At 71.5% G+C, this 16,084-nt stretch carries 18 protein-coding genes; 14 read left to right on the top strand and 4 right to left on the bottom strand.

All coding sequences use genetic code 11. The features are described from left to right. Positions 1 to 353 precede the first annotated feature (353 nt). From FNH04_RS12425 to FNH04_RS12390, 8 genes are all read left to right on the top strand, one after another. The gene (locus FNH04_RS12425) at positions 354 to 1,490 is read left to right on the top strand and encodes a ParA family protein (RefSeq protein WP_152783421.1); all 1,137 of its coding nucleotides are present in this window, start codon (positions 354 to 356) and stop codon (positions 1,488 to 1,490) included. After that, positions 1,475 to 2,080: a hypothetical protein gene (locus FNH04_RS12420; protein WP_322722963.1), complete on the top strand. Its 606-nt coding sequence runs from the start codon at positions 1,475 to 1,477 to the stop codon at positions 2,078 to 2,080. The genes FNH04_RS12425 and FNH04_RS12420 overlap by 16 nt, the downstream gene beginning before the upstream one ends. An 808-nt stretch (positions 2,081 to 2,888) precedes the next feature. Continuing rightward, positions 2,889 to 3,761: a segregation and condensation protein A gene (locus FNH04_RS12415; protein ID WP_386574246.1), complete on the top strand. Its 873-nt coding sequence runs from the start codon at positions 2,889 to 2,891 to the stop codon at positions 3,759 to 3,761. Beyond that, positions 3,758 to 4,432, top strand: coding sequence for an SMC-Scp complex subunit ScpB (gene scpB, locus FNH04_RS12410; protein WP_322722961.1), 675 nt, complete (start codon positions 3,758 to 3,760; stop codon positions 4,430 to 4,432). Before FNH04_RS12415 ends, scpB begins: the two co-directional genes overlap by 4 nt. After that, positions 4,432 to 5,514, top strand: coding sequence for a pseudouridine synthase (locus FNH04_RS12405; protein ID WP_152783419.1), 1,083 nt, complete (start codon positions 4,432 to 4,434; stop codon positions 5,512 to 5,514). Before scpB ends, FNH04_RS12405 begins: the two co-directional genes overlap by 1 nt. Positions 5,515 to 5,765: 251 nt before the next feature. Beyond that, positions 5,766 to 6,521 carry an NUDIX hydrolase gene (locus tag FNH04_RS12400; RefSeq protein WP_152783417.1) on the top strand — a complete coding sequence of 252 codons (756 nt, stop codon included), beginning with the start codon at positions 5,766 to 5,768 and terminating at the stop codon, positions 6,519 to 6,521. Then, entirely contained in the window at positions 6,521 to 7,543 is a 1,023-nt protein-coding gene (locus FNH04_RS12395) for an ADP-ribosylglycohydrolase family protein (protein WP_152783415.1), read from the top strand. Before FNH04_RS12400 ends, FNH04_RS12395 begins: the two co-directional genes overlap by 1 nt. A gap of 21 nt (positions 7,544 to 7,564) precedes the next feature. Next, positions 7,565 to 8,350 carry a nucleotidyltransferase domain-containing protein gene (locus tag FNH04_RS12390; protein WP_322722965.1) on the top strand — a complete coding sequence of 262 codons (786 nt, stop codon included), beginning with the start codon at positions 7,565 to 7,567 and terminating at the stop codon, positions 8,348 to 8,350. Here FNH04_RS12390 and FNH04_RS12385 read toward each other — a convergent pair. Genes FNH04_RS12385 through FNH04_RS12370 form a run of 4 tightly spaced genes read right to left on the bottom strand, consistent with a single transcriptional unit; the run spans position 8,240 to position 10,767 of the window. Next, entirely contained in the window at positions 8,240 to 9,019 is a 780-nt protein-coding gene (locus FNH04_RS12385; protein WP_152783411.1) for a nucleotidyltransferase domain-containing protein, read from the bottom strand. The two genes, FNH04_RS12390 and FNH04_RS12385, sit on opposite strands and share 111 nt — an antisense overlap. A 22-nt stretch (positions 9,020 to 9,041) precedes the next feature. Beyond that, a complete protein-coding gene (locus FNH04_RS12380) occupies positions 9,042 to 9,449 on the bottom strand; it encodes a Rieske (2Fe-2S) protein (protein ID WP_152783409.1) in 408 nt (135 codons plus the stop codon). Beyond that, a complete protein-coding gene (locus tag FNH04_RS12375; RefSeq protein WP_152783407.1) occupies positions 9,446 to 10,030 on the bottom strand; it encodes a DUF6529 family protein in 585 nt (194 codons plus the stop codon). Before FNH04_RS12375 ends, FNH04_RS12380 begins: the two co-directional genes overlap by 4 nt. A 56-nt stretch (positions 10,031 to 10,086) precedes the next feature. Further along, on the bottom strand, positions 10,087 to 10,767 hold the full coding sequence (locus FNH04_RS12370) for a hypothetical protein (RefSeq protein WP_152783405.1): 681 nt from the start codon (positions 10,765 to 10,767) through the stop codon (positions 10,087 to 10,089). A gap of 123 nt (positions 10,768 to 10,890) precedes the next feature. Between FNH04_RS12370 and FNH04_RS12365 the strand changes: the two genes are divergently transcribed. From FNH04_RS12365 to der, 6 genes are all read left to right on the top strand, one after another. Beyond that, the gene (locus FNH04_RS12365; protein WP_386574397.1) at positions 10,891 to 11,421 is read left to right on the top strand and encodes a YidB family protein; all 531 of its coding nucleotides are present in this window, start codon (positions 10,891 to 10,893) and stop codon (positions 11,419 to 11,421) included. Positions 11,422 to 11,528: 107 nt separating this feature from the next. Continuing rightward, positions 11,529 to 11,891, top strand: coding sequence for a chorismate mutase (gene aroH / locus FNH04_RS12360; RefSeq protein ID WP_322722960.1), 363 nt, complete (start codon positions 11,529 to 11,531; stop codon positions 11,889 to 11,891). Next, a complete protein-coding gene (locus tag FNH04_RS12355) occupies positions 11,888 to 12,973 on the top strand; it encodes a prephenate dehydrogenase (protein ID WP_322722959.1) in 1,086 nt (361 codons plus the stop codon). The genes aroH and FNH04_RS12355 overlap by 4 nt, the downstream gene beginning before the upstream one ends. Before the next feature lie 112 nt (positions 12,974 to 13,085). After that, positions 13,086 to 13,781 carry a (d)CMP kinase gene (cmk, locus tag FNH04_RS12350; RefSeq protein WP_322722958.1) on the top strand — a complete coding sequence of 232 codons (696 nt, stop codon included), beginning with the start codon at positions 13,086 to 13,088 and terminating at the stop codon, positions 13,779 to 13,781. Next, a complete protein-coding gene (locus FNH04_RS12345; protein WP_386574252.1) occupies positions 13,739 to 14,434 on the top strand; it encodes a lysophospholipid acyltransferase family protein in 696 nt (231 codons plus the stop codon). The genes cmk and FNH04_RS12345 overlap by 43 nt, the downstream gene beginning before the upstream one ends. A 77-nt stretch (positions 14,435 to 14,511) precedes the next feature. Beyond that, positions 14,512 to 15,993, top strand: a complete 1,482-nt coding sequence (der, locus tag FNH04_RS12340) for a ribosome biogenesis GTPase Der (RefSeq protein ID WP_152783401.1) — start codon at positions 14,512 to 14,514, stop codon at positions 15,991 to 15,993. Positions 15,994 to 16,084 lie beyond the last annotated feature (91 nt).

Below are 16,084 nucleotides of genomic sequence, written 5' to 3'. Positions count from 1 at the left end.
CTCGTCAACAGCGTGCACACGGCCGGACCTTGCTCGATGGGGTCCGGCCGCCGGTGTGTATGTTCACCTCGCAACTCGTGGTCAACTCGCGCGGAACGTAACTCTTCAACCGATTCGCGCAACGGTGAAACCTGCCGTGCGACGGCCGTACGCCCTTGACAGCGGGATGTTTCATTGCCGACACATCGGGCCGGGTCCGGCGGATTGTGTTGCTGCGGACCGCCGACACGCCATAGAGTCGCCAACCGTCGGCATGGTGCCACGCTGACCTATCTAGAAGTTTCCTGGTCACCAAGGAGGTAAGACGACTTGTGAATGAGTCGACATTTACTCCCGGGGGTGGTCAACCAGGAATGCCTGCGCAGGGCCAACGGCCCACGGGGCTCCAGGCTGTCGGCTCCGTCGCTGTGCGCACCTTCGCAGCCCATCAGGGTCACCAAAAGTCAGAGGTGACTCAGCCAGCACACATGAGCATGGATGGCCATCACGTGAACGCCATGGCCGGCGACGGAAGTGGCGAGACCCGCAACCACTTCGCCGACTACGAGGAACTGCCCGAGGGGCACTTCTACGACCCCGACGCCGAGTACGAGCCCGATCCGGAGTACGCGGCCACGCTCGCGCCCGACGCGGCCAGACAGCGCCGTGAGCGCATCGGCCCGACCGGACGCCCGCTGCCGTACTTCCCGATCCCGGGCCCGCTGACCGATCACGGCCCCGCGAAGATCATCGCGATGTGCAACCAGAAGGGCGGCGTCGGCAAGACGACGTCGACCATCAACCTGGGCGCCGCGCTCGCGGAGTACGGACGGCGGGTCCTGCTGGTCGACTTCGACCCGCAGGGGGCGCTGTCGGTCGGCCTCGGTGTGAACCCGATGGAACTCGACCTCACCGTCTACAACCTGCTCATGGAGCGGGGCATGGCGGCCGACGAGGTCCTTCTGAAGACCGCGGTCCCCAACATGGACCTGCTGCCCAGCAACATCGACCTGTCCGCCGCCGAGGTCCAGCTGGTGTCGGAGGTCGCGCGCGAGTCGACGCTGCAGCGTGCCCTGAAGCCGCTCATGGCCGACTACGACTACATCGTGATCGACTGTCAGCCCTCGCTGGGTCTGCTGACGGTGAACGCGCTGACGGCCGCGCACAAGGTGATCGTGCCGCTGGAGTGCGAGTTCTTCGCGCTGCGCGGTGTCGCGCTGCTCACCGAGACCATCGAGAAGGTCCAGGAGCGGCTCAACCCGGAGCTGGAGCTCGACGGGATCCTCGCCACGATGTACGACTCGCGCACGGTGCACAGCCGCGAGGTGCTCGCGCGTGTCGTCGAGGCGTTCGACGACCACGTGTACCACACGGTCATCGGGCGCACGGTCCGCTTCCCGGAGACCACGGTCGCCGGTGAGCCGATCACCACGTACGCCTCCAACTCCGTCGGTGCCGCCGCCTACCGCCAGCTCGCCAGGGAGGTGCTCGCCCGGTGTCACGCCGAGTGAGTCTGCCGGGGGCCGACGAACTGTTCCGTACCACCGGGGGAATGGCGCTCCAGTCGTCCACCCCCAGGCGCCAGGCCAACGGCGAGGCCAGGGTGCCGGCACCGGCGGGGGAGAGCGATCCCGCCGGCGCGGAGGACGCGCCGCCGTCGGTGCCCGCGCAGGGCGGTGACGGCGAGGGGGCCGAGCACGTGGCCGCGGATGCCGAGCCGGTCGACGCGGGGGAGTCCCGCAGCCGGGCCGCCGCCGCGGAGGCCGACAGGGCCGCGTCGGCCCCGGGGACCGCGCGCAGGCCGCCGATGCAGGAAGGTTCTGCCGCGGCTGCGGCTGCGGCAGCCGCCGCGCCCCGTCGCCGGGGGCGGACCGCGGCGCGTCGGCCGAGCGGGCGGGAGCGGCACGACGAGAAGATCACCGTGTATGTGTCCGCCGAGGAGCTCATGGACCTCGAGCACGCGCGGCTGGTGCTGCGCGGGGAGCACGGGCTGGCGGTCGACCGCGGACGGATCGTGCGGGAGGCGGTCGCCGTGGTGCTCGCCGATCTGGAGTCCCGGGGGGACGCGAGCATCCTCGTACGCCGGCTGCGCGGGCGGTAGCGGGAGCGCCTGCCGTGCTTGCCGGTACCAGGGGTTCGGGTTCTCGGGGCCGGTGGTCGGGTACGGGCCGGTGGTCGGCTTCGGGGGCGGTACGCGGTAGCCTGCGACGGCTATGACCTCGTCCAACGCGTCAGCCTCCGGCGGTTCGGCCGGTCGTCGGCGTGCCCTTGGCAGAGGACCCGGGGCTGGGGCCCCCGCCCCGCTTTCGCCTCCGGCGGAGGATGTGCCGCCCGCGGCGGAGGGCGAGTCTCCGGCCGAGGACGGTTCTTCGGCTGCGGCCCGTGGGCCGTTGCGCCCGACCGCCCCCGAGCTCTCGGCTTCGCCCGAGCAGGGGGGACCCCCATCGCCCCGCGGAACGACTGCCCACCCCGGCGCCGCGGACGACCCGGCGCCCCCTGCGGGTGAACCGGAGGACAACGGCAACCGAGCCCAAGAGGCACCGCCCCCGGGCGCGCCCGGGGCAGCCGAAGCGGGTACCGAGCCCGAAGCCGTCGCCGCACCCCGCCGTCGCCCGGCACCCGGGTCCGACCCTGCCGCGCCGGCCCCGGAACCACTGGCCCAACCCGAAGAACCCGAAGAACCCGAAGAACCCGAGCCTGACGCCGACGGACCGGTATCCGCGGCTGCGTCCGGAGGCGTCGGTGTCCCCGTGTCCGGTGCCCGGGGCGGCGGTGCCGCTGGACGCGGGTCGTCGGTCGCGCCAGAGGGTCCTGTCGGTCCTGTGTCCGGCCCCGAGGCCGCAGGCCCCGGCGAACGTGTGTCCGCTCATCCCGGGCCCGCGGCTGCGTCCGGAGGCGTCGGTGTCCCCGTGTCCGGAGATCCGTCCGGACCCGTCTCCGAGCCCACCGCCGAGGACCCCGCCGAACCCGGCAACGGTGTCTTCAAGGTGCGGCTCGCGAACTTCGAGGGTCCCTTCGACCTTCTCCTCCAGCTGATCTCCAAGCACAAGCTCGACGTCACCGAGGTCGCGTTGTCCAAGGTGACCGATGAGTTCATGGCGCACATCAGGGGGATGGGGCCCGACTGGGATCTTGATCAGACGACCGAGTTCCTCGTCGTGGCCGCCACCCTGCTCGATCTCAAGGCCGCGCGGCTGTTGCCGTCCGCCGAGGTGGAGGACGAGGGGGACCTCGCGTTGCTGGAGGCGCGGGATCTGCTGTTCGCGCGGTTGTTGCAGTACCGGGCGTACAAGCAGATCGCGGAGATCTTCAGCGGGCGGCTGGACGACGAGGCCCGGCGCTATCCGCGGACCGTGGGGCTGGAGCCGCAGCATGCCGAACTGTTGCCCGAGGTCGTCATCAGCATCGGGGCGGAGGGGTTCGCGAAGCTCGCCGTGAAGGCGATGCAGCCGAAGCCCAAGCCGCAGGTGTACGTCGACCACATCCACGCGCCCCTCGTGAGCGTGCAGGAGCAGGCCGGGATCGTCGTGGCACGGCTCAGGGAGCTCGGGGAGGCGACCTTCCGGGCCCTCGTCGAGGACACGGATGACACCCTGACCGTCGTGGCGCGGTTCCTGGCGCTGCTGGAGCTGTACCGCGAGAAGGCCGTGGCGCTGGAGCAGGAGGCTGCCCTCGGGGAGCTGCTGGTGCGGTGGACCGGGGGAGAGGGGGACGAGACGCCGATGGTCACCGATGAGTTCGACCGGCCGCCCGAGCCGCCCAAGGAGGAGGAGAAGGCGTGAGCGAGGAGACCACCGAGACTCCGGCCGGGCTGCGGTCCGTCGCCGAACTCGAGCTCAGGCCCGCCCTGGAGGCCGTCCTCATGGTCGTGGACGAGCCCGCCACCGAGGAGCACCTGGCGAAGATCCTCGAGCGGCCCCGGCGGCAGATCGCCAAGGCCCTGCGGGAGCTCGCCGACGAGTACGCCGTGCAGCGGCGGGGTTTCGAGCTGCGGTTCGTCGCCGGCGGGTGGCGGTTCTACACCCGGGGCGAGTACGCCGCCGCCGTGGAGCGCTTCGTGCTCGACGGGCAGCAGGCACGGCTCACCCAGGCCGCCCTGGAGACGCTGGCCGTGGTCGCCTACCGGCAGCCGGTCAGCCGTTCCCGGGTCTCCGCCGTACGCGGCGTGAACTGTGACGGGGTCATGCGCACCCTCCTCCAGCGCGGGCTGGTCGAGGAGGCGGGCACGGAACCCGAGACAGGTGCGATCCTGTACAGGACGACGAACTACTTCCTGGAGCGGATGGGCCTGCGCGGTCTGGACGAGCTCCCGGAGCTCGCGCCCTTCCTCCCGGAGGCGGAGGCGATCGAGGCCGAGACCCAGGAAGCCGTCCCGTCGTTCGATCCGGACGCCCCGGACGCGGACGACGGTCCCATGACGAACATTCCGAATACGACGACGACGGAACTTTGATGCGAAGCAGCGGCAGCGGCAAGAGCGGCGGGCGCGGTAACTACCGCGGCGCCGGCAACGACAGGGACCAGAAGCAGGGGCAGGGCCGCCCCCGCAAGCCCCGCCCCGAGGAGCGCCGCTACGACGTCGGCCCCGGCGCCACCCAGGAAGGCCCCAAGTCCGGGCGTGGCGGCTCCGCGCGCGGTGGTGCCAAGGGCGGTCCGAAGAAGCCACAGGAGGGGCAGAAGCAGGGCGGCGGGCGCGGTCGTACGGCCCCCGCGCGCTCCCGCGAGTACGACGCGCGCGCCGAGGAGCGCAACCGCGAGCGGTACGCGGGCAAGAAGGACATCAAGCTGCCCAAGACCTTCCCGGGGGCCGAGCAGGAGGGCGAGCGGCTGCAGAAGGTGCTTGCCCGGGCCGGCTACGGCTCGCGGCGCTCCTGCGAGGACCTCATCGAGCAGGCCCGGGTCGAGGTCAACGGCGAGATCGTCACTGAGCAGGGGCGGCGCGTCGACCCCGAGAAGGACGAGGTCAAGGTCGACGGACTGACCGTCGCCACGCAGTCGTACCAGTTCTTCTCGCTGAACAAGCCCGCCGGTGTCGTGTCGACCATGGAGGACCCCGAGGGCCGTCAGTGCCTCGGCGACTACGTGACCAACCGCGAGACCCGGCTCTTCCACGTCGGGCGGCTCGACACCGAGACCGAGGGCGTCATCCTGCTCACCAACCACGGTGAGCTGGCGAACCGGCTGACCCACCCCCGGTACGGCGTGAAGAAGACGTACCTGGCGCACATCGTCGGCCCGATCCCGCGCGACCTGGGCAAGCGCCTGAAGGACGGCATCCAGCTGGAGGACGGGTACGCGCGCGCGGACCACTTCCGGGTCGTCGAGCAGACCGGCAAGAACTACCTCGTGGAGGTCACACTGCACGAGGGCCGCAAGCACATCGTGCGCCGTATGCTCGCCGAGGCCGGCTTCCCGGTCGACAAGCTCGTCCGTGTCGCCTTCGGGCCGATCACGCTCGGCGACCAGAAGTCGGGCTGGCTGCGACGGCTGTCCAACACCGAGGTCGGCATGCTGATGCGTGAGGTCGACCTGTAGGGCGGTCAGGCCCACCGCGCCTCTGGCGTACCGCGCTTGTGCATACCGCCTGTGCGTCGCGCCTGTGCGTACCGCGCCTCTTCGTGGCGGCCGGTTCCGGAGCACTCCGGGGCCGGCCGCTTCGTCGTGTCGCGGTTCTTTGCCGTAGTTCTCGATTCCTTTGCCCCTGACGGGTTGTGGGAGTGCGCCGGCCTCTTTATAGTCGGTATGACTATTAGTCATGGTGACCATTAATGAGGGGGAGGGTGAACATGACCGCACCCGTCGGCCGTGCGTCGAACGGCCATGCGCCCGGGGGCTACGACAAGCACGCCTACGAGCCCTTCGCCGTCACGGTCGACCTGGCCGTCCTCACCGTCCGGGACGGCGTGCTCCAGGTGCTGCTCGTCGAGCGCGGACACGAGCCGTACGCGGGCCACTGGGCGCTGCCCGGCGGGTTCGTGCTGCCGCACGAGTCCGCGGAGACCGCCGCCCGGCGCGAACTCGCCGAGGAGACCGGCCTGAAGGACGTCTCCGAGCTCCATCTGGAGCAGCTGCGGACCTACAGCGAGCCCGACCGGGACCCGAGGATGCGGGTCGTCTCCGTCGCGTTCGCCGCGCTGCTGCCGCATCCGCCCGAACCGCACGGCGGCGGTGACGCGGTACAGGCCCGCTGGCTGCCGTACGACACCGCGGGGCCGCTCGCCTTCGACCACGACCGGATCCTCGCCGACGCCCACGAACGCGTCGGCGCCAAGCTCGAGTACACCTGTCTCGCCCCCTCCTTCTGCCCGCCCGAGTTCACGCTCGGCGAGTTGCAGCAGGTCTACGAGACCGTGTGGGGCACCCCCCTCGACCGGCCCAACTTCCGGCGCAAGGTGCTGGCCACGCCGGGCTTCGTCGAGCCGGTCCCCGGCGCCGCGCGCCTCACCGGAGGTCGCGGCAAACCCGCCGCGCTCTACCGCGCGGGCGGAGCCACCACCCTGCACCCGCCCCTGTTGCGCCCCACGCCCGAAGGACGGTCCTGATGACCACGACCCTGCTCGCCAAGCGCGCCGCCACCGGATCCCTGCTCGGCCTCGCTCTCGGCGACGCGCTCGGCTTCCCGACCGAGTTCAACGACATCCCGTCGATCCTCGAAAAGTGCGGTCCCTGGCGGGAGATGGAGCTGCCGAATCCCGCGTTCGTCACCGACGACACCCAGATGACGCTGGCGCTGGGACGGGCGCTGCGCACGGCCATGGACCGGGGACCGCTCAGCCCCGAGGTCCTGGCGCGGCACGCCCGCGCGGAGTACGTCGCCTGGTCCCGCTCGCCGGACAACAACCGCGCGCCCGGCCGCACCTGCCTCGTCGCCTGCGATCTCCTCGCGCGGGAACGCCACCCCTGGCAGGACGCCAGCCAGATGGGCTCCAAGGGCTGCGGGGCCAACATGCGGGTGGCCCCGCTCGGGCTCGTCCCCCAGCTGAACGACGAACAGCGCGCGGGCGCCGCCCAGTTGCAGGCCGCCCTCACCCACGGGCACCCCACGGCGCTCGCCGCCGCCGATCTGACCGCGCACGCCGTACGGCTTCTCGCCCAGGGCGCCGAACCGATGGGCCTGGTCGGGCAGTTGCGGTCGTACGCCTACGAGAACCGCGGCCACTACCACACACGCTGGCTCGGCGACCTGTGGCAGTACAGCCAGGACCCCTCGGCCGCGCACTTCATCACCCGCGGCTGGGACGAGTGCCTGGACGCCCTCGACCGCGTCCGGCAGGCACTGCGCGCGCCGTCGCCCGAGACCGACCCCTGCCTGGCCACGGGCGAGGGCTGGATCGCCGAGGAGGCCTTCGCCACCGGCCTGTTGTGCTTCCTGCTCTTCCTCGACGAACCCGTCACCGCCCTGCGCCGCGCCGCCTGCACCTCGGGCGACTCGGACTCCATCGCCTGCCTCGCGGGTGCCTTCGCGGGCGCGTACCACGGCCCGGCGGCATGGCCCACGGAATGGGCCGACCGCATCGAGTACCAGAGCGACCTCGTGTCGCTGGGGGCGCTCTGGGACGCTTGAGGGATGACCAATACCCTCGACATCCTCGACATGCTCGGCATCGATCTGGCGCCCGTGGTCGCCGAACAGCCCGACCCCCTGCTGTTCGCGACCGTCTCGGGAGCGCATCTGTACGGCTTCCCCTCGCGCGACTCGGACGTCGACCTGCGGGGCGTGCACCTGCTGCCGACGGGGGCACTGGTCGGGCTGCGCGAACCGGAGGAGACCCGGTCCCGGATGTGGGAGCGGGACGGTGTCGAGATGGACCTGGTCACGCACGACCTGCGCAAGTTCGTCCGGCTGATGCTCCGGCGCAACGGCTATGTGCTGGAGCAGCTGCTCTCCCCGCTGGTCGTGCACACCACCGAGGCCCACCGGGAGCTGGCCGCCCTGGCCCCCGGCGTCATCACACGTCACCATGCGCACCACTACCGCGGGTTCGCGGCCACCCAGGTGCGGCTGTTCCGGAAGACCGGCGAACTCAAGCCGCTGCTCTACACGTTCCGCGTGCTGCTCACCGGGATCCACCTGATGCGCAGCGGCGAGGTCCAGCCCCATCTGCCCACGCTCGTACGGGAGGTGGCGGAGGCGCCCGCGTATCTGCCGGACCTCGTCGCCGCCAAGGCCGAGCAGGAGCACGGCGTGGCCGACGTCGACCCCGCGCGCGTGGAGGCCGACGTGGAGCGGCTGCACGGCGTGCTGGACGAGGAGCAGGCCCTATCGGCGCTGCCCGGTGCGCCCACCGCGTACGACGCCCTGCACGACTTCGTCATACGGGTCCGGCTGGCGGGCGCCGGGGACCTGTCCGGTCCCGGCTCCCAGGGCTGACGCGCGGCGGGTCCGTACGAGGAAGTCCTCCACGCGGGCCCGGTCCGGCTCGGCCGGGAGCGGTGAGCGGGCCGCCGCCTCGTCCGCCTCCCCGGCGAGGCGGGCCATCCAGGACTCCACCTCCGGCCAGGGGACCTCGCCGCGCTTCACCGCCAGGAGCGGCTCGCGCAGGTCGCCCACGTCGATCGTGAGCTCACCCGTGCGCAGCACGTCACGGCAGGTCGTCAGGAGGCGGAGCAGGTGCATGGCGTGCTTCCAGCGCGGGGCGCCGTGGTTGCGTACGTCGGCCTCCAGCTTCCTGTGCTGGCCGAGCGCGTAGCGCGCGAAGGTCTCGTGGACCTGGCGGGACAGGAACGCCCCGCGCAGGGAGAGCAGTTCGCGGCCCGTGTCGTCGATGTGCTCCACCAGTGGGGAGTGCAGGCACTCCAGGATGTTCGGGTTGGCGCGCAGCGCGAGGGAGCAGAAGCGCTCCAGCTCCCAGCTGAACTGCTCCTCCGCCGGGCCCTCCACATGCGTCGGCGGCTTCTCGAAGCGCCAGTACAGGGCGGTGGGCGCCAGGAAGACGCCCCTGTGGTCGGTGTCGCTGCCGTCCGTGGCCAGACCGAAGGCGCGTGAACCCATGACGCAGGCGTAGATCGTGTGGTCGCGGACCAGGGCCTCGGGCTGCATGCCCGGGAGCGTACGCGGTGCGTCATCCCTGGCGGATCGAATTTCCCGTCACCGTGATCTGCTCCTCGGGCAGCGGCCGGGTCGCCGGGCCGCTCACCACGGCGCCGTCCGCGATGGCGAACCTGCTGGCGTGGCAGGCGCAGTTGATCGTCTCGTCCGAGACGTCGGAGACGATGCATCCCTGGTGAGTGCAGACCGCCGAGAAGGCCTTGAAGTCGCCCTCCTCGGGCTGGGTCACCACGATCTTCCGCTCCTTGAGGACCGTGCCGCCGCCGACCGGGATGTCGTCCGTCTTCGCCAGTTCCTCGCCCGTCGCTGTGGGGGACCCCCCGTCGTCGCCGCCGTTCTCGTCGCCGTACTCGCTGCATCCGGCGAGTACTACGGCCGCCCCCGTCACAAGCACCGTGCGCCTCGTCGAACCCATCGTCATGTCGTCACCCCGAACGTGCGGAAGAACCAGAGGGCGGAGGTCAGCCAGACCACCGTGAGGGCGGCGAAGACGAGGCCGCCGACGATCGGCAGCAGCCAGCCCGGCAAGCGCTCCGAGCGGAGCAGCAGCATCTTTGCACTGAAAACACCGAAGAAGAAGCAACCCAGGAGGGAGTGCCACAAAACACGCGGCTCGTACGTCTGATAGCCCAGCGCGTACAGACAGTGCACCGCGACCGGCACCGCCGTCAGGAACGCCACCCGCCCCGACCAGCGGTGCAGCGCCCCTGCCCAACTCGGGCCCGGCAGCCTGCCGTACACCATGAGCGCCGACACGAGCTGGACGACCGCGAAGCCGAACGACGCGGTCGCCAGCCATGACTTCACGGCGCCCGTGCTGCTGAACCCGGCCAGGTTGAAGGCGGTGCCCGCCGGGTCGTGCACCGTGCCGTAGGCGCCGAGACCGACGGCGACCGCGCACGCGACCAGCGCCGGGACGAGGTAGCGCGCGGCGCCCGGACGATCGGGGGCGGACGGCGGGGACGGGAAGCCCTGGGTGGCGGCGTTCGGGTCGACGGTCATGCTCGGCTCCCTGGGTCGGGTCCGGAGGGCGGCGTGGTGACGCGCTGGAAGGCTGTTCAGGGAGTCACGGGGCGGACGGTGAGCCGCTCGCCGTCGATCGTCACGGCACCGGAGCCGGGGTCGATCTCCGGAGCGGCCGAGGGCCTGCCGTCGCGCTTGAGGATGCCGACCTGGCTGCCGTCCCGCAGCACGATCCAGCCGCCGTCGACCTCGGCGCCGCGGACGGTGGCCGTCGCCCGGTACAGACCGGACGGCTTGACCGCCTTGTCCGCGGTGAAGCCGTACTCCTTGCCGCCGATGTCCACCGTGCCGCGGACGCGGTCGCCCTTCAGCGTGCCGTTCAGCTCGCCGCCGCCCCGGCCCGTGAGCTTCAGGGAGCCGTCGTCCTCGATGTCACCCTTCAGCCAGGACTCCTGGTCGCGGCCGTCGCAGAAGTACGCGATCGCCCTGCCGTCGCGCAGCGAGACGGCGACGGCCGAGGAGTCGTCGTCGGTACGGCCCGCGTAGTCGGCGTTGGGCGGTGGGGTGCCCGTCGTGCTCGGGTCCGGGCTCGGGGAGCCACCGGTCCCGGCACCGGTTCCGGTGGGCGAGGGCGTCGGGTTCGGCGACACCTTCGTGGTGGGCGGCTCACCTCCGGACGCCGTGGGGCGCGTCCCCGTCGTCGCGTTGAGCGACAGCAGGAACAGGGCCAGCAGGAGCCCTGCGAGGAGTGTGAAAAGAGGTCCGGAGCGCTTCATACGTGCCTCCCCCCGAGGCGTGGCGCGGACAGCCTCCCCCATGCAAGCGGACACGCGGGGCGGCGTCCAGAGGCGCACCGGAGCGTTTCACCCCAAGTGGCAGGACGGTGACATTCGCGTGACATTGTCAGGGTCTGGGGGTCGAGCCATGGCGCCCGGCCCGGCCGCACCCGTGAAGCCCCGGCCCCGTCTCCCGCGCGGAGCGGGCCGCCCGCACTCCCGAAAGGCGTGATCATGGCGCGCAACGACCTCGGCAGCCTCCTCGACGGCCTCCTCGACCAGGGCGGCGAGAGCGACGGCCCCAGTGGGGGAGCCCTCCTGGGTGCCCTGCTCATGGCCCTGGGCGACGGCTCGGGCGGCAGGGACGGCAACGCGTTGAGCGTCCTCCTCGACATGCTCACCGAGGCGGGTCTCGCCGAGGAGAAGGAATCCTGGATCGGCGCCGGTGAGAACCGGCCCGTGACCGGCGCTCAGATCCTCCAGGCGCTGCCGGAGGACACGCTCAAGCAGGTGGCCGAGCAGACCGGCGTCACCCCCGACCGGGCCGCCACCGAGATCTCCCAGGTACTGCCCCTGACGGTCGACCGGCTGACCCCGGACGGCCGAATCCCCTCCGGTTCCCTGGAGGACGCCATCAGACGGCAGTCGGCCTGAGCGCATGTGGCGGCCGTCTCGGCAGGCGGGCGCCGCGCACCGGCGTGTTCCGGGCTGACTACGCTGGTGTGCCGAGTCGTGTACGTACATCAGCGAGGAGCACAGCCGTGCCGGTACGAGCGGTCCGGGGCGCCGTCCAACTGGAGCGGGACGAGTCCGGGCACATGGACGAGCAGGTCGGTGAGCTGCTCACCGCGATCCTGAAGCGGAACGGTCTCACCGCGGACGACCTGATCAGCCTCTGGTTCACGGCGACGCCCGATCTGCGCAGCGACTTCCCGGCGGCCGCCGCCCGCAAGCTCGGCATCGTCGACGTCCCGCTGATCTGCGCCCAGGAACTGGACGTGGAGGGCGCGATGCCCCGCGTCGTACGGGTCCTCGCGCACATCGAGTCCGACCGGCCCCGCACGGAGATCGCGCACGTCTACCTCGGTGCCGCGGCCGCACTCCGCAAGGACATCGCCCAGTGAGGACCGCACTCGTCATCGGGACCGGGCTGATCGGCACCTCGGCGGCCCTGGCGCTGGCCCAGCGGGGCGTCACCGTCCACCTCGGCGACCACGACCCGGAGCAGGCCCGTACGGCGGCCGCGCTCGGCGCCGGCACCGACGAGGCGCCCGAGGGGCCGGTGGACCTCGCGATCGTCGCCGCCCCGCCCGCGCACGTCGCCACGATCCTGGCCGACGCCATACGGCGGGGTCTCGCCCGCGGGTACCTCGACGTGGCCTCCGTCAAGGGCGGCCCGCGCCGGGAACTGGAGAGCCTCGGCCTCGACCTCACCGCGTACATCGGTACGCACCCCATGGCGGGCCGCGAGAAGTCGGGCCCCCTCGCCGCCACCGGGGACCTCTTCGAGGGCCGTCCCTGGGTGCTCACGCCCACCCGGGACACGGACACCGAGGTCCTGAACCTCGCCCTGGAGCTGGTGTCGCACTGCCGTGCCGTACCGGTCGTGATGGACGCCGACGCCCACGACCGCGCGGTCGCCCTGGTCTCCCACATGCCGCACCTGATGTCCAGCATGGTCGCGGCGCGTCTGGAGAACGCCGAGGAGTCGGCCGTACGGCTCTGCGGCGGGGGTATCCGCGACGTGACCCGGATCGCGGGCTCCGATCCCCGCATGTGGATCGACATCCTGTCCGCGAACCCCGGCCCGGTGGCCGACCTGCTCACCGAGGTCGCCGCCGACCTCGACGAGACGGTCAACGCCCTGCGCGCCCTCCAGTCCGCCGACGAGGCCAAGCGCCGCGAGGGCACCACGGGCATCGAGGACGTCCTCCGCCGCGGCAACGCCGGCCAGATCAGGGTCCCGGGCAAGCACGGGTCCGCTCCGCGGGCCTACGAGGTCGTCGCGGTACTGATCGACGACCAGCCCGGCCAGCTGGCCCGCATCTTCGCCGACGCGGGCATGGCCGGGGTCAACATCGAGGACGTACGCATCGAGCACGCGACGGGGCAGCAGGTCGGTCTGGTGCAGCTGATGGTCGATCCCAAGGCGGCACCCGTGCTGACCGCGGCGTTGCGGGAGCGGGGCTGGGCGATCCGGCAGTGAGCCTTCGGATGATCCGCCTGTAAGAGGGGTTCCGGGGAGCCAGTAACCTTGTGCGGGGCGCCAGCGCGCCCCGTACGGATCCGCCACCCTTGACCAGGAAGGTCTCCAGACCGTGGAAAACGGCGCCGCCCGGACCGCCCCGGCAGTCATTGTCGCCATCGACGGCCCCTCCGGCACGGGCAAGTCGAGCACCTCGAAGGCCGTCGCCGCGCAGCTCGGTCTGAGCTACCTGGACACCGGTGCCCAGTACCGGGCGATCACGTGGTGGATGGTGAGCAACGGGATCGACATCGACGACGCCTCCGCCATCGCCGCCGCGGCCGGGAAGCCGGACATCGTCTCCGGGACGGATCCGACCGCGCCGTCCATCACCGTGGACGGGACGGACGTGGCCGGCCCGATCCGTACGCAGGAGGTCACCTCCAAGGTCAGCGCGGTCAGCGCGGTGCCCGAGGTGCGCGCCCGGATCACCGAGCTGCAGCGCTCCATCGCGGCCGGCGCGGAGAACGGCATCGTCGTCGAGGGCCGCGACATCGGCACCACCGTCCTGCCGGATGCCGACCTGAAGATCTTCCTCACCGCCTCCCCGGAGGCCCGTGCGGCCCGCCGCAGCGGTGAGCTGAAGGGCGTCGACGTCCATGCCACCCGCGAGGCGCTGCTCAAGCGCGACGCCGCCGACTCCAGCCGCAAGACCTCGCCCCTGGCGAAGGCGGACGACGCGGTCGAGGTGGACACCTCGGACCTCACGCTCCAGCAGGTCATAGAGTGCGTGGTCACCCTCGTCGAGGAGAAGCGGGCGGGGAAGTGACCGAGGCACCCGCGGTACCTTCGGCGCGCGGTGCCGAGGTCGGGCGCCGCATCGGGGTCGGCCTGATGTACGGGCTGTGGCGGCCGCGCGTGCTCGGCGCCTGGAAGGTTCCCGCGACCGGCCCGGCGATCCTGGCCGTGAACCACTCGCACAACATCGACGGCCCGATGGTCATGGGCGTGGCCCCCCGGCCCACGCACTTCCTGATCAAGAAGGAGGCGTTCGTCGGTCCCCTCGACCCCTTCCTGCTCGGCATCGGCCAGCTGAAGGTGGACCGCTCGATCGCCGACCGCACGGCCATCACCCAGGCCCTCGCCGTCCTGGAGAACGGCGGAGTCCTCGGCATCTTCCCCGAAGGCACCCGAGGTGAGGGCGACTTCGCCTCGCTGCGCGCCGGACTCGCGTACTTCGCGGTCCGCAGCGGAGCGCCGATCGTGCCGGTCGCGGTGCTGGGAAGCACCGAGCGGCGCGGACGGTTGATCAAGGGGCTGCCCCCGCTGCGCAGTCGCGTCGACGTCGTCTTCGGCGACCCCTTCGAAGCGGGCGACGGCAGCGGGCGGCGCACGCGCAAGGCGCTCGACGAGGCGACCGTGCGCATCCAGAAGCAGCTCTCCGCGCACCTGGAAAACGCAAGGCGTCTCACCGGCCGCTGAGCGAGACTCGAGTAGTGGATCAGCCCGTACGGGTGTGCTCCACCGATCACCACGATGAACTACGAGGTACGGACTTCATGAACGACCAGTTTCCCTCCGAGGGCTCGGAGCACGAGCACGGAGAGCTTGGCGAGGCCGAGGCCACCGAGTACGCAGCGTTCATGGAGCTCGCCGCGGAAGAGGGCTTCGACCTTGAGGACGTCGAGGGCGCCATCGAGGAGGCCGGTCACGGGCCGTTGCCCGTCCTCGCCGTCGTCGGACGCCCCAACGTCGGCAAGTCGACACTCGTGAACCGCATCATCGGCCGCCGCGAGGCGGTCGTCGAGGACAAGCCGGGCGTCACCCGGGACCGCGTCACCTACGAGGCGGAGTGGTCGGGCCGCCGCTTCAAGGTCGTCGACACCGGCGGCTGGGAGCAGGACGTCCTCGGTATCGACGCCTCCGTCGCCGCCCAGGCCGAGTACGCCATCGAGGCCGCCGACGCGGTCGTGTTCGTCGTCGACGCCAAGGTGGGCGCGACCGACACCGACGAGGCCGTCGTACGGCTGCTGCGCAAGGCCGGCAAGCCCGTCGTGCTGTGCGCCAACAAGGTCGACGGTCCGAGCGGCGAGGCCGACGCGGCGTACCTGTGGTCCCTGGGCCTCGGCGAGCCGCACCCCGTGTCCGCGCTGCACGGCCGTGGCACGGGCGACATGCTGGACGCCGTCCTGGAGGCGCTGCCCGAGGCACCGGCGCAGACGTTCGGCGGTACCGGTATCGGCGGCCCGCGCCGGATCGCGCTCATCGGCCGTCCGAACGTCGGCAAGTCCTCGCTGCTGAACAAGGTGGCGGGCGAGGAGCGCGTCGTCGTCAACGAGCTGGCGGGCACCACCCGCGACCCCGTCGACGAGCTCATCGAACTCGGCGGTGTCACCTGGAAGTTCGTCGACACGGCGGGCATCCGCAAGCGTGTCCACCTCCAGCAGGGCGCCGACTACTACGCCTCGCTGCGCACGGCCGCCGCCGTGGAGAAGGCCGAGGTCGCGGTCATCCTGATCGACGCCTCCGACTCCATCTCCGTACAGGACCAGCGCATCGTCACGATGGCCGTCGAGGCAGGGCGCGCGATGGTCATCGCGTACAACAAGTGGGACACCCTCGACGAGGAGCGCCGCTACTACCTGGAGCGGGAGATCGAGACCGAGTTCGGCCAGGTCGCGTGGGCGCCCCGGGTCAATGTCTCGGCGCGCACCGGCCGGCACATGGAGAAGCTGGTCCCGGCGATCGAGACAGCTCTGGCGGGCTGGGAGACCCGGGTCCCCACGGGCCGGCTCAACGCGTTCCTCGGTGAGCTGGTCTCCGCCCACCCGCACCCGATCCGGGGCGGCAAGCAGCCGCGCATCCTCTTCGGCACGCAGGCGGGCACCAAGCCGCCGCGGTTCGTTCTCTTCGCCTCGGGCTTCATCGAGGCGGGCTACCGGCGGTTCATCGAGCGGCGGCTGCGCGAGGAGTTCGGCTTCGAGGGCACGCCGATCCATATCTCGGTACGGGTGCGCGAGAAGCGCGGCAGGAAGAAGTAACGCGGCAGCGAAAAGCAGCGAAGAGCGGCGGCGGCAGCAAGGAGGGCGGCTTCCTCGAGGTCTCCCGGGTGCGTTTCTCCCGGGAGACCTC

This window comes from Streptomyces phyllanthi (genome assembly GCF_009377205.1).
Taxonomy (GTDB): domain Bacteria; phylum Actinomycetota; class Actinomycetes; order Streptomycetales; family Streptomycetaceae; genus Streptomyces; species Streptomyces phyllanthi.
The sequence above is the reverse complement of the archived record's forward strand: the minus strand, read 5'-3'. Positions and strand labels throughout refer to the sequence as shown.